Raw genomic sequence first — 12,206 nt, 5'->3', positions numbered from 1 at the left:
ATTTACGGCTTCGAGCCGAAGAGAATCTCATCCCAGCTGGGCACCGAACGGCGGCCCTTCTTTGATGCCGCGTTGCGCGCCAGGCGCGATCCCGTCGGCCCCTGGGCGGGCACCGAGCCCGTCGCAGTGGACACGGAACCGGTTGTTGCGGGCACGGCCCCGGTCGTGGCGGAAGCAGCCTCATCGCCATCGGGGGTGACGACCTTCATCGGAATCGCGGGCGTCTCCTGCTCGTCCGTCTGACCCGAGGCGTCGTTTCCCTCTGTGGGGGAGGGGGCCTCGGAGAGCCACGGCAGAGCGTGCGGCGAGGTCTGGGCGCCCTCGCGTGCCCCACGCTGGGTCACCGGGATCGCCCCCGTCATGGTGGGGCGCGGGGCGGGCAGTTCGGGAGCCGCCGAGAAGAGGACATCCTCCTGTTCGGCGGGATCAACCTTGGTGCGGGCGGAGGCCAGCGAGTAGATTCGCGCCGAAATCGGGCCAGTCGATGGCTCGGGCTCGGGGTCCTGTGTCCCTTCTTCCTCGGCGATGGCCGCCAGGTACTCGGCCTCCTCGTCCACGTCGTCGCCCAGGTCGATCTCGATCTGCTGGCGCTTACCGCGCGCCGCATTGAGCTGATCGACGAGAGCCTCGCGGGTACGCAGGTCCTCCTCGTCCGGATCAGGCGCGGGCGCGGGGCGCGTGAGGGGAGTAAAAATGGAGGCGGTCGGAGAGGCCGAGATCTGCTCGGTCAACCACTGCGCCTCCTGATCGATGGCCTCGAGGGTGCCCGAATTCGACAGGTGCCAATGCGCGCCATGCTCGGCCGCGCCCTGCACGAAGGTCACGATGATCTGCCAGGGCTCGCCGGCCTCGCGCGTGGCCGCCCACTCCAGAGAAGAGGGGTCGACGCCGCGTGCCGCGAGACGATCCAGGACCAGGTCGCCCATCGTGGGTCCACCCTCCCCGATACGCACCGCGCGTGCGCGCGTGAGCGCATAGTCCTTCTCCGCCTGCACGGGGGCCTCGAAACGCTCGACAGCGCGCACGTCCATCCCATGCTCGGTCGCGATCTCCTGCGGGGTCGCGCCCGCGCGAAGCAAAGCCTGGATGTCGCGAGGAGCCAGCGTCGGGCGCGACGGAGCGACCTCAACGCGGGGCTTGTCGCGGCGCGTCGCGCCACGGAGCTCGTCCGAGATCAACACAGAGTAGCGTTCACCCTGGGCGTCAGTGAGCACCAGGGATTCGCCGTCGGCGCTGGTCCCGAGCAATTCGAGCTCAATCATCACTTCCTCCTCATACGTCTAGGTGGAATCGTCTCAAATTATGCTGTCAATGTCGCGTAGCAGTGCGCGTGTCACACATACGATGGCACATGACGCCAACAAGTGTTATCCTCCCTGCGCATGGACCACTCGTGCAACAATGCTCGAGGGCGAAAGGGGAGAACCATGGCAACCGATTACGATGCGCCGCGCAAGAATGAGGACGAAGTCTCTGAGGACTCGATCGAGGAGCTGAAGTCCCGTCGCAACGATGCCGGCTCGGCCGAGATCGAAGAAGACGAGAACGAGGCTGCCGAGAATTTCGAACTGCCCGGCGCCGACCTGTCAAAGGAAGAGCTCACCGTCCACGTCGTTCCCCGTCAGGACGACGAGTTCACGTGCTCGCAGTGCTTCCTCGTCCACCATGCCTCGCAGCTCGACCACGTGGATGCCAACGGCAATCCCGTGTGCACCGAGTGCGCGATGTAAGGTAGAGGAATGTTCGGACGAAAGAAGAAGACACACGACGACGAGATCGACGAGGTCGAGGCGCTGCCTCGCCTCAGCGACGAGGACGCCGACATCTGGAACGAACCCGGGCCTCGTAACTACGGGGAGGTGGACACCTCCGAAGGCTACGTCGATATGGGAGCCATCCTGTTCCCTGCCAGGCCGGGTATGCAGCTGCGTACCCAAGTCGCCGACGACGGTACCACGGTGCTGCAGATCCTCGTCGTGCTCGGAAACTCCGGCATCCAGATGAGCGTCGCCGCCGCACCGCGCTCGGGCGGGGTGTGGGACGAGCTGCGCGACGAGATCCGCTCCGGCTTCGAGAAGCAGGGCGCCAAGGTCGCCGACATTCGCACCCGCTACGGCAACGAGCTCCTCGTCGACATGCCCATGAGGATGCCCGACGGCCGCTCCGCGACCTCGCGCATGCGCATCCTGGGCCGCGAGGGCGATCGCTGGTTCGCCCGCATCGACATCATCGGCCCCGCGGCCGCCGATGCCGATGCCGGCCTCGAGATCGAGAAGGTCATCGACCGCATCGTCGTTCGCCGCGACGAGCATCCGAGGACCCGTCTCGAGCTCCTGCCCGTCCGTCTGCCCGCGGGTGCTCAGGAAGCCTGACATGTCCTCGTGGATCTCTCGTGTCGGCGCTGCGCTCGGCCTCGACAAAGATGCTCGCTCCCTGGACGCTGCCCTCGACGAGGACTCGGCGCGTGCCGCGCGCGGCGTTACCCCCATTAGCGACGTGACGGATCGCAGCCATGCGCTGGTCTTCGGCACCCTCCTGAGCATGACCTACCCGCCCGAGGATGGCGCCCAGCGCGTCCTCGTCGCCACCCTCTACGACGGCACCGACACCCTCGAGTTGCGCTGGCCCGGCCGCTCCTCCATTCCGGGGCTCAGCGTCGGACAGCGCCTCGAGGTTGAGGGGACCGTCGGCCGCGTCGGGGAACGCCTGGTCATCATCAACCCGCTCTACCGCGTCATCGCGGGGGAGGGCTGATGCCGACTCCGCGATGGATGAGCCAGGCGACCTCACAGGAGTTCTCCTGGTCGCAGGCATTAGGCGGCACGCGCGGTGTCATCGAAGCCAGCGCACCCGGCCTGGTGTTCGTCGTCGTCTACGTCCTCACGCACGCGCTCGTGCCGACGCTCGTGGCAGCCTTGTCGGTCGCCCTCATCGCCTGTCTCATCCGCCTGATTCAGCGTCAGGGCGTCCAGCAGGCCCTCTCGGGTTTCTTCGGTGTCGCCGTTGGAGTTGTTGTCGCCGCCGCGACTGGACGCGGAGAAAACTACTTCGCGTGGGGCATCGCTACCAACGTCGCCATGTCGGCGGCCTTCGCGGTCTCGGTCCTCGCGCGCCGCAGCCTGGTCGGATTCTTCTACGCGATGGCAACGGGCCTGCCCACTGGCTGGCGGGCGGACGCCTCCCAGCGCTCCCTGCGCCGCCGCTGCAATGCGCTCACGTGGATGTGGGCGGGGCTCTTCGGTGTGCGTGTGGCCGTCCAGGCACCCCTGTGGGCCGCGGGCGCGGTCGCCGAGCTCGGCGTCGCCAAACTCGCCCTGGGGCTGCCGCTCTTCGCGCTCGGCGCCTGGGCCACCTGGTGGGGCCTGCGCGCCTACTCCTCGTCTTCCTCTGATTCCTCCGAGGAGGGGGACGCGACCGCCTGACGTAGCTGGTCGAGGTCCGCGCTGTTCGCGTCGGGAACCAGGAGAAGCAGCTCGTCGGAGGCCTCGAAGACGTCATCCGCGCTGGGGGTGAGGGGTCGCCCGTCACGCAGGAGAGCTGCCAGCACAGAGCTGGGCGGAAGCTCTAGAGACTGCACGCGCTTGCCGACGACGGGGGAATCCTCGGGCAGGATGAGCGCGTGCATCGAGACGGCAGCCGTGTTGAAGGAGAAGAGGCGCACGGGAACGCCGACCGAGACCGCTTCCTCGACGAGCGCCGTCATGATACGCGGCGTCGACACCGACACATCCACGCCCCACGCCTGATCGAAGAGCCACTCGTTCTTCGGGTTATTCAGGCGCGCGACCACACGGGGAACCGCGAACTCGGTCTTAGCCAGGAGGGAAATCACCAGGTTCGCCTTGTCGTCCCCGGTGGCAGCGACGACAACGTCCGCGTCCTCAACGCCCGCGTCGCGCAGGGCGTCGGGCGAGCAGGCGTCGGCCAACACCCAGTCCGCGTCCGCCACGGAGGAGATGCGCAGTTTCTCGGGCATGTTGTCGATCAGTGTGATGTCGTGGTCGTGGGCGAGGAGCTCCAGGGCGACGCTACGGCCCACGGACCCGGCTCCAGCGATGACGATCTTCATGCTCATTGCTCCATCTTCGGCGGGTTGGCGAGCTGGTCACGCAGGCCGGTCGTGTCCGTCCCGTTGATCGCGAAATACAGTTGGTCATGCTCTTGGACGACGAAGTCGGGCGCCGCCGTGCGGATCGACCCCAGGCGCGAGGTGAAAACGATCCGGCAGCCGGTGAGATCCTCGACGACTTGGAAACTTAAGCCGTACCAGGCGGGGGAGGGCGTCGCGTTGACGAGGCTCACCGCGCCGGTCGGGTGGGACCAGATGAGCGAGGCGTCAGGCGGGAGCATCCGGCGCAGCACGGAATCGGCGGTGCGCTGGACGGAGGCCACCGTGGGGATGCCCAGGCGCTCGTACAGGTAGGCCCGCGTGGGGTCGTAGATGCGGGCCACCACGTGTTCGACGTGAAAAACCTCACGTGCGACGCGCGCGGCAATAATGTTCGAGTTATCACCCGAGGACACCGCCGCGAAGGCGTACGCGTCTTTGATGTTGGCTTGACGCAGGCAGGCCCTGTCCATGCCGACCCCCGTGACCCTGCGGCCGGAAAAATCGGGGGATAGGCGCGAAAAGGCTTTGGAATCCTGGTCAATAATGGCCACGGAATGACCCGCCGCGTCGAGCGTTGATGCCAGGCGGGCGCCGACGCGCCCGCAACCCATGATCACAAAGTGCACGAGTACCAAAGTACCCCTCTCGGGGCTGAATATCCACGCGTGGTCTTGCGCTGTGCCCCAACGTGGGCGCGGTGGACTACGCTTGTTATTCGTGACGAACTTGTTGGCCTACGCGAAGCGCGTGCTCATCGGACGCCCGATGCGATCGGACGCGATGGGCCACCAGCTTCTTCCCAAACGCATCGCCCTTCCGATTTTTGCCTCGGATGCGCTGTCGTCGGTCGCCTACGCACCCGACGAGGTCCTCCTGACGCTGGCGCTCGCTGGCACAATGGCCGCCATGCAGTCCATCTGGGTGGGCGTTGTCGTGGCACTCGTGCTGGCCGTCGTGGTCGCCTCCTACCGCCAGACCGTCCACGCATACCCTTCGGGTGGCGGTGACTACGAGGTCGTGACGAAGAATCTCGGCCGTTCCTGGGGGCTCCTCGTGGCCTCGGCCCTGTTGGTCGACTACATCCTGACCGTCGCCGTGTCCATCTCCTCGGGCGCCAGCTACATCACGACCGCCGTGCCCGCGCTGGCGGGCTACGAGGTGCCGATCGCCGTGGGCCTCGTCGTTATCCTGGCGACGCTCAACCTGCGCGGCACGCGCGAGGCCGGCAGTGCCTTTGCGGTACCTACGTACGTCTACATGTTCTCTATCGGCCTGATGGTCGTCGTTGGCTTCGCGAAGCTCGCGACGGGACACCTTGGCTCCGCGCCGACGGCCGCCTATGACCTTGTCGCCGCCCCCGGGCACGCGGACGGGCTGGCGGGGCTGGCGGGTGCTTTCCTGCTCATGCGTGCCTTCTCCTCGGGCTGCGCCGCCCTCACGGGCGTCGAGGCCATCTCAAACGGCGTCCCGATGTTCCGCCGACCCAAGTCACGCAACGCCGCGACGACCCTGGCCATGCTGGGCGGAATCGCCGCCGCCATGATGGTCTCGATCCTCTTCCTCGCGCGCGTCACGGGCGTCAAGATCGTGGAGGACCCTGCTACGCAGCTGACCCTCGACGGCGCGCCGGTCCCCGACAAGACACCCATCGACCCGGCGATCTCCCAGATCGCCTCGGCTGTCTTCGGCCATGGTTCCATCCTCTTCATCCTCATTACCGTCGTCACGGGCTTCATCCTGGTGCTGGCCGGAAACACCGCCTTCAACGGCTTCCCGACCCTGGCCTCGGTCCTCTCGCGCGACTCCTTCTTGCCCCACCAGATGGTGCGCCGCGGCGACCGCCTCTCCTACTCCAACGGCATCGTGGTCCTCACGCTCGCCGCCATCGCGCTGATCGTCGGATTCCATGCCGAGACCACCCGACTCATCCAGCTGTACGTCGTGGGCGTCTTCATCTCCTTCACGCTCTCGCAGCTGGGCATGATTAAGCACTGGAACAGGCAGCTGCGCACCCGTCAGTCCGGCCAGGAACGTATGGCGGTGCTGCGCTCGCGCGCCGTCAACATCGTGGGTTTCATGATGACCGGCGCGGTCCTCGCCATCGTGCTGGCCACCAAGCTCACGCACGGCGCGTGGATCACGCTGCTCATGATCGCGGTCGCATTCGGTCTCCAGATCTCCATCCACCGCCACTACGAGACGATCAGCAACCAGCTGCGTGTCGACGACTGGCACGCTCGGCGCGCGCTGCCAACCCGCGTGCGCGCCCTCGTCCTGGTGTCCTCGCTCTCGCGTGCCGCGATGCGCGCGATCGCGGCGGCACGCGCCTCTTCGCCCACCTCGATCGAGCTCGTGTCGGTGGTCGCCGACGATGAGGAGGAGAACAAGATCCTGCGCCAGTGGAGGGCGTCGGGCGTTCCGGTGCCTCTCACCCTGCTGTCTGCCCCCTACCGTGACATCTCCTACGTGATCCTTCAGTACGTGCGGAGCAGGCGCCGCGCGATGCCCACCGAGATGCTCGTCATCTACATGCCGCAGTTCCTCGTCACCCACTGGTGGGAGAATTTCGTCCACAACCAGTCTGCCCTGCGTCTGCGTGCCGCTCTGCTCAATGTGCCCGGCGTCGTCATCACGATCGTGCCCTGGCAGCTCGGCGAGGACGACGTCGTCGAAGGACGTCAGCGCGTTAACGACCCGTTCCTGCGCGTCGGGTCCGCGGCCGCCTCGCCGGAGTCTGCCTCCCGCCCACAAGCGCCCGCCAAGTCGCCGGGCGAGACCACCGATGAGGAAGCCTCATGAGTCCGCGCCGGTCCCGCCGTCGTCCCTCTCCTCGTCGGCGTACCGACTCCGGGCGCTCGCGCGAGGGGATCGGCGAGATCCTCGAGCTGAGCGTCGGGGAGCCCGCCCACGGAGGAGCGTGTGTGGCCCGCGACGACAGTGGCCGCGTCGTCTTCGTGCGTCACACCGCCCCCGGGGAGGTCGTCCGCGCGCGGGTGAGCGCCGTCCAGAAGAAGCTCGCGTGGGCGGACGCCGTTGAAGTCGTGTCCGCGTCCGCGAATCGCGTCGAGTCCGTCTGGCCCCAGGCGGGTCCTGGCGGTGTCGGCGGCGGCGAGCTCGCGCACCTGACCCCGGCTGCCCAACGCGACTGGAAGTCCCGCGTGATCGCCGGGCAGCTGCGCCGCGTGGGCGGCGAGGCCCTGGCCGAGGCCGTGGAAGCCCTCGGGGGAGTGCGTGTCGCTCCCGCGCCGGGAGATGAGGATCCGAGTGATGCATTGACCGGCCGCCGCTCGCGCATCGACGTGGTCATCGACGCGGATGGGCGCGCCGGCATGCACGAGTTCCGCGGTCGCCGCGTCATCGCGCTGGACGACATGCCGCTGGCCGTTCCCGCGATCCGTGAGCTCGGCCTGTTCGACGAGGACACGCCGTGGCGTCGCCTGTGGAAGCCTGGCGACCGCGTGCGTGCGGTTGCCCCTTCCGGCGGCGATCCCGTCGTCCTGATCGGCGAGGACACGTACGCCGCGGACGGCGTGCGCATCGACGCCGACGTGTTGCGCTGGGACGTCCCCGTGGGCGTCGGCGTGGAGTCGTACCACGTGCGTCCCTCCGGTTTCTGGCAGACACACGTGCGCGGCGCCGAGGTGCTCGCGAACGCCGTGCTTGGAGCCGCGTTCGGCCCGGACGAGGCCGGGGTCGGCCGCGCTGTCATGGAGCTGTACTCCGGCGCGGGCCTATTTTCCGTACCGCTCGCACGCGCCGTTGGGGAGTCGGGGCGCGTCGTGACGCTCGAGGGGGACGAGGGCGCCGTGCGTGACGCCGGCGAGAATCTCGCAGCCTTCGACTGGGTGGATGCCTTCGCCGGAAACGTCGACCGCGAGGGTGTCGTCGACCTGTCCGGCCAGCTGGGTGCCGTGCCGGATGTCGTCGTGGCCGATCCGCCGCGCGCCGGAGCCGGCGCCGATGTGTGCGAGGCGATCGCCGCCACGGGTACCCCGCGCGTCGTCCTGGTGTCCTGCGACCCGGCCGCCGGCGCGCGCGACCTGCGCACCCTCACCGAGGCCGGGTACGAGCTGGAGTCGCTGCAGGCGTGGGACCTCTTCCCGCACACCCACCACGTGGAGACGGTCTCTGTTCTGAGCCGCTAGTGGCTCTTTCGGCGCTCCTGCATGCGCGAGCCCCACGACGTCTGCGTGCGTGCCTCGATCGCGCGGCGCTGATCGCGGTACATGCGATCCACCAGGTCGCGCTCGGACACCCAGCCGACCACTCGCCGATCCTCATCCACGACAGGTAGTGACTGCAATCCCGTGCGCCGCAGCGCCGAGAGAACCTCGGACGGGGGAGCGGAGGCGGCCACGGCCTCGTCGATGAGCGGCAGATCCGACAGGGGAGCGTCGAGGGAGCCGTCCTCCTGCGTGAGCTCGGCCAGGCGCAGCGAGGACACGAGACCGACGTAGCGCCGCTCCTCGTTCACGACGGGCAGCACCGTCTCCTTCGTGCGACGCAGGGCCGTGATCGCGGACGCGGCGCTCGCCTGGCACGCGAGCGTCTCGGGAGCCTCCGTCATCCACTCGGACGCCGCGCGTGTGCCGAGCAGCGTTCCCTCGACCGGGTCGTCGAGGACGTCCCCGCGGCGGCGCAGCTTCTCCGTGTAGATCGTCGCGCGGGTCAGGAAACGCGACGCGCCGGTCGCGATGACGACCGCGAGCATCATCGGAAGGATCAACGAGAACTGGCCGGTCATTTCCACGATGATCAGGACCGCCGTTATGGGAGCACGCGCGGCACCCGCGAACGCTGCGCCCATGCCCACCACGGCGAAGACGCCGACGGGAGAGCCCGACAGGGGGGAGATGACGTCCCCGAAGGCGGCTCCCGCCATCGCGCCGATGAACAGCGTGGGCGCGAAGACTCCGCCCGAGCCACCCATGCCGATCGTGAAGGACGTGAATACGGCGCGCCCCACCATCAGGGCGAGGAGGAATGCGATCGAGTAGCTACCCGCGATGGCCTGCTCCTCCAGCGGATAACCCGACCCGAACATGTAGGGGAACGCGATGAGGCCCCCGCCGAGGACGAGGCCGAGGACGCCCGGGCGCGCCCACTCGGGTAGGTGCGTGTGCGCCCACAGCCAGTCGATCGCGTCCTCGCAGGCGTAGAGGAGCTTCGAAAAGCCGAGGCCGCACAGCCCGGCGACGAGGCCGAGGAGGGCCACCCACCACATGTCCGACATCGACGCGAAGGTCAGGTTGTCGGCGACGCGCACGACCATCTCGTCTCCCTGCAGGAGGCGCGCCACGATCGAGGATGTCACGGCGGAGAGCACGACGAAGCCGAAGGTCTCGGCCGTGAACTCCACGAGGATGATCTCCAGGGCGAAGACAGCGCCCGCGAGCGGCGCATGGAAAGTCGCCGCGATGCCCGCCGCGGACCCGCACGAGGCCAATAGGACGACGCGGGAGACGGGCATGTGCAGCCACGAGGCGATGGTGGAGCCCAGGGAGGCCCCCACCTGGACGATCGGTCCCTCGCGTCCGGCCGACCCGCCCGAGCCGATCGTCAGGGCCGAGGCCAGGATCTTCACGACCGCGACGCGCCCCGGGATGCGCCCGCCTTTGCGGCGCACCGCGAGCATGACCTCGGGAATGCCGTGCCCCTTTGCCGAGGGCGCGAAGCGCTGAATGAGCGGACCGTACAGGAGGCCCGCGACGGCGGGAGAGAGGAGCAGGAACAGCCACGGCGCCCACCCCCACAGCCCATGCGAGGCCCCAATGTGCGTCGTGTACTCCTCGAAGCCCGTCGACACCCACGTCCACGCGCGGATCGCCAGGTTAAAGAGCACCGCCGCAGCGCCGACGACAGCGCCAACGAGTGCGGCGACGACGCCGAGCAGGGAACGATGGGAGGCGACCGTGTGGCCGACGCGAACGCGCGTCCCCACAGCCGAGCGCTCGGACCGCGGGGATTGATCGGTGGGGCTCACAGGTTCGCGATCTCCACGTGAATGGGGGTATCGGTGGCGATGCCCCACACGGTGCGGTAGAAGGACAGCTCCGAGAGCAAGGCGTCCTTGATGTTCTGAGCCGACCGGAATCCGTGTCCCTCGCCCTCGTAGAGCTTCAGGGCGACCGCGTTCCCCGCGGCACGCAGGGCCTCGTACATTTCCTTCGCCTGCTCGACGGGCACCACCGGGTCGTCGGTGCCCTGCAGGAGCATGAGTGGAGCCTTAATATCGGCGACTCGGTTGATGGGCGAACGCTGCGCCCACACCGGGTCGGACGGGTCGTCGGTGCCCAGCAAGATGCCGTCGTAGTGAGACTCGAACTTGTGGCTGGTTTCTGCCAGCTTCGCCAGGTCTGCGATACCGGAGAACGACGCGCCCGCCGTGAAAATGTCGGAGGATGCAAGCGCGTTGAGCACGGTGAATCCGCCGGAGGAACGGCCTCGGATCGCGACGCGCGCCGGATCGACGCGGCCCAGGTCGATGAGGTACCGGGCGCCGTCGATGCAGTCCTGGACGTCCATGACGCCCCAGTTGCCGTTGAGGCGCTCGCGATAGGCGCGGCCAAAGGACGTGGAACCGCGGAAGTTCACGTCCAGCACGGCGAAGCCGCGGCTGGTCCAGTACTGGAAGGGAACCTGCAGGCCGGGGCGCGCGGCCTCGGTCGGGCCGCCGTGCACGTTGACGATGAGCGGGGGCAGCTCGCCCTCGGGAGCCTCATAGTCCGGGTTGACGGGAGCGTAGTAGAAGCCGTGAGCCTCCTCGCCGTCCGAGGTCTTCCAGGTGATCATCTCAGCCGTGGACACGAGGGCTGTGGGGACCTCGGCCTCCGACGATGGACGCAGAACCTTCGTCTTGCCGCGTGACACCTCGATGATCGCCGGGGTGTGCGTGGCGGAGTCGGCCAGGAAAACGACGCGGCCGTCGGCGGCCGCCACGTTGCCGATGGGCCACCAGCCGGTCGCCCACTCTTCGGTCAAGCCGTTGTCAATGCGGACGGTGCCGATGTGCCAGACCTGGTCCTCGGCCCACGAACACACGAGGTAATCATTGTCGAAGTTGTCGTAGGAGTGCAGGCCGAGGTGCCAGTGCGGGTGCGAGAACGCGCGCGTGCCCGGGTGCAGGGCGCGGGTACGCAGGCGTGACATCCACGCGTTCGGATCCTCGCCCTCATTCCACGTGAAGCCCTGGGTGCGGTACAGGTTCGCCCAGCCGGAGGAGTCATCCACGTGGATGAGCTCTCCGTCGAGGGTCCAGCGAGGCTCGTAGACGCACACGCCCGGCTGGTCGACCAGGACGACCTCCCGGTCGATGCGGCCCTCGAAGGTCAGGGATGCGACGTGCAGTTGCGAATAGGTCCACGGCATATTCGGGTGGTTCCACGAGAGCCACGCCAGCTTCGTGCCGTCGGGGGAGACCGTGGGGGCCTGCGCGAAGTCGGTGCCGCCGAAGACGGGGATGACCGCGTCGTTGTCGCGAGCCGCGGAGCCGTCCAGCGGGATCGCGACGATCGAGTTCACGGGCTCGCCCTCGCCCGAATGATCCTCGGCGACCGCGTAGACGAGGTCGCGCACGTCAGCGATCCAGAAGTCTCCGTAACGCACCTTCGACAGGGGCGTCAGCGGACGAACGCCCCGGCGCGCATCCGAGGTGTCGAAAGCGTAGACGCGGCCGTCCGTGCGATCGGAGAACACGATGAGACCGTGGTGAACCGCGTAGGCCTTGCCGCCGTACTCGTGGACGCGGGTGCCGATGTCGGGCAGTCGGGTGCCGTCGATCAGCGGGAGGACTTCGCCCGTCTCACCGGTGCTCCGACGGCGCAGGAGCGTACCACGGCCACCTTGCAGCGGATGCCCCTCCACCCAGTAGGTGTCCGGACCATCGACGCGGACCTGGGACAGGGTGACGGAGCGGGCAGTGAAAGAATCGCCCGTGATCGGTGACTTCCAGATGCCGTGGGGTGCGACGGTGACGGACATAGTGCCTCCTAGATCGGTTGGCGAGCCAATACCTCTATCTTAATGCTCGCGCATGGGGCCTGCGCGGATCGGGACCCGATGCTCCCGTTTTGATCTGTAGGTGAGACGATGGGCA

General features: G+C 67.9%; 11 protein-coding genes. 6 read left to right on the top strand and 5 right to left on the bottom strand.

What is annotated here, in order from left to right:
* Positions 1–2: 2 nt before the first annotated feature.
* Positions 3–1,262: a septation protein SepH gene (gene sepH / locus QU663_RS06280; protein ID WP_021611297.1), complete on the bottom strand. Its 1,260-nt coding sequence runs from the start codon at positions 1,260–1,262 to the stop codon at positions 3–5.
* Positions 1,263–1,427: 165 nt separating this feature from the next.
* Between sepH and QU663_RS06275 the strand changes: the two genes are divergently transcribed.
* The 4 genes from QU663_RS06275 to QU663_RS06260 are packed head-to-tail and all read left to right on the top strand — an operon-like array spanning position 1,428 to position 3,422.
* Entirely contained in the window at positions 1,428–1,730 is a 303-nt protein-coding gene (locus QU663_RS06275; protein WP_021611298.1) for a DUF4193 domain-containing protein, read from the top strand.
* Positions 1,731–1,739: 9 nt separating this feature from the next.
* Positions 1,740–2,372, top strand: a complete 633-nt coding sequence (locus QU663_RS06270; protein WP_021611299.1) for a DUF3710 domain-containing protein — start codon at positions 1,740–1,742, stop codon at positions 2,370–2,372.
* Between the two features lies 1 nt (position 2,373).
* On the top strand, positions 2,374–2,754 hold the full coding sequence (locus QU663_RS06265; protein ID WP_021611300.1) for an OB-fold nucleic acid binding domain-containing protein: 381 nt from the start codon (positions 2,374–2,376) through the stop codon (positions 2,752–2,754).
* Positions 2,754–3,422 (top strand): DUF3159 domain-containing protein, encoded by a 669-nt coding sequence (locus tag QU663_RS06260; RefSeq protein ID WP_034480677.1) that lies wholly within the window; start codon positions 2,754–2,756, stop codon positions 3,420–3,422. The genes QU663_RS06265 and QU663_RS06260 overlap by 1 nt, the downstream gene beginning before the upstream one ends.
* Here the strand turns inward: QU663_RS06260 and QU663_RS06255 are convergent.
* Both QU663_RS06255 and QU663_RS06250 read right to left on the bottom strand, forming a co-directional pair.
* Positions 3,371–4,069: a TrkA family potassium uptake protein gene (locus QU663_RS06255; protein WP_034480680.1), complete on the bottom strand. Its 699-nt coding sequence runs from the start codon at positions 4,067–4,069 to the stop codon at positions 3,371–3,373. The two genes, QU663_RS06260 and QU663_RS06255, sit on opposite strands and share 52 nt — an antisense overlap.
* Before the next feature lie 2 nt (positions 4,070–4,071).
* Entirely contained in the window at positions 4,072–4,737 is a 666-nt protein-coding gene (locus QU663_RS06250; RefSeq protein WP_034480683.1) for a TrkA family potassium uptake protein, read from the bottom strand.
* A gap of 91 nt (positions 4,738–4,828) precedes the next feature.
* On the opposite strand from QU663_RS06250, the gene QU663_RS06245 reads away from it, so the two are divergent.
* The gene (locus QU663_RS06245; protein ID WP_034480685.1) at positions 4,829–6,910 is read left to right on the top strand and encodes an APC family permease; all 2,082 of its coding nucleotides are present in this window, start codon (positions 4,829–4,831) and stop codon (positions 6,908–6,910) included.
* Positions 6,907–8,256, top strand: a complete 1,350-nt coding sequence (locus QU663_RS06240) for a class I SAM-dependent RNA methyltransferase (RefSeq protein WP_021611305.1) — start codon at positions 6,907–6,909, stop codon at positions 8,254–8,256. Before QU663_RS06245 ends, QU663_RS06240 begins: the two co-directional genes overlap by 4 nt.
* On the opposite strand, the gene QU663_RS06235 is transcribed toward QU663_RS06240, so the two are convergent.
* Together QU663_RS06235 and QU663_RS06230 are read right to left on the bottom strand one after the other, a co-directional pair.
* Positions 8,253–10,094 carry a chloride channel protein gene (locus tag QU663_RS06235; RefSeq protein WP_034480688.1) on the bottom strand — a complete coding sequence of 614 codons (1,842 nt, stop codon included), beginning with the start codon at positions 10,092–10,094 and terminating at the stop codon, positions 8,253–8,255. The two genes, QU663_RS06240 and QU663_RS06235, sit on opposite strands and share 4 nt — an antisense overlap.
* On the bottom strand, positions 10,091–12,091 hold the full coding sequence (locus QU663_RS06230; protein WP_021611307.1) for a S9 family peptidase: 2,001 nt from the start codon (positions 12,089–12,091) through the stop codon (positions 10,091–10,093). The genes QU663_RS06235 and QU663_RS06230 overlap by 4 nt, the downstream gene beginning before the upstream one ends.
* Between the last annotated feature and the right edge of the window lie 115 nt (positions 12,092–12,206).

Source organism: Schaalia sp. HMT-172, assembly GCF_030644365.1.
Lineage (GTDB): Bacteria > Actinomycetota > Actinomycetes > Actinomycetales > Actinomycetaceae > Pauljensenia.
Note: the sequence above shows the minus strand (reverse complement) of the source record. Positions and strands in the feature narration are given on the sequence as shown.

Coding starts and splice junctions, on each gene's coding strand:
- sepH (WP_021611297.1), bottom strand. CDS start 1,262: ATGATTGAGCTCGAATTGCTCGGGACCAGCGCCGACGGCGAATCCCTG.
- QU663_RS06275 (WP_021611298.1), top strand. CDS start 1,428: ATGGCAACCGATTACGATGCGCCGCGCAAGAATGAGGACGAAGTCTCT.
- QU663_RS06270 (WP_021611299.1), top strand. CDS start 1,740: ATGTTCGGACGAAAGAAGAAGACACACGACGACGAGATCGACGAGGTC.
- QU663_RS06265 (WP_021611300.1), top strand. CDS start 2,374: ATGTCCTCGTGGATCTCTCGTGTCGGCGCTGCGCTCGGCCTCGACAAA.
- QU663_RS06260 (WP_034480677.1), top strand. CDS start 2,754: ATGCCGACTCCGCGATGGATGAGCCAGGCGACCTCACAGGAGTTCTCC.
- QU663_RS06255 (WP_034480680.1), bottom strand. CDS start 4,069: ATGAAGATCGTCATCGCTGGAGCCGGGTCCGTGGGCCGTAGCGTCGCC.
- QU663_RS06240 (WP_021611305.1), top strand. CDS start 6,907: ATGAGTCCGCGCCGGTCCCGCCGTCGTCCCTCTCCTCGTCGGCGTACC.
- QU663_RS06230 (WP_021611307.1), bottom strand. CDS start 12,091: ATGTCCGTCACCGTCGCACCCCACGGCATCTGGAAGTCACCGATCACG.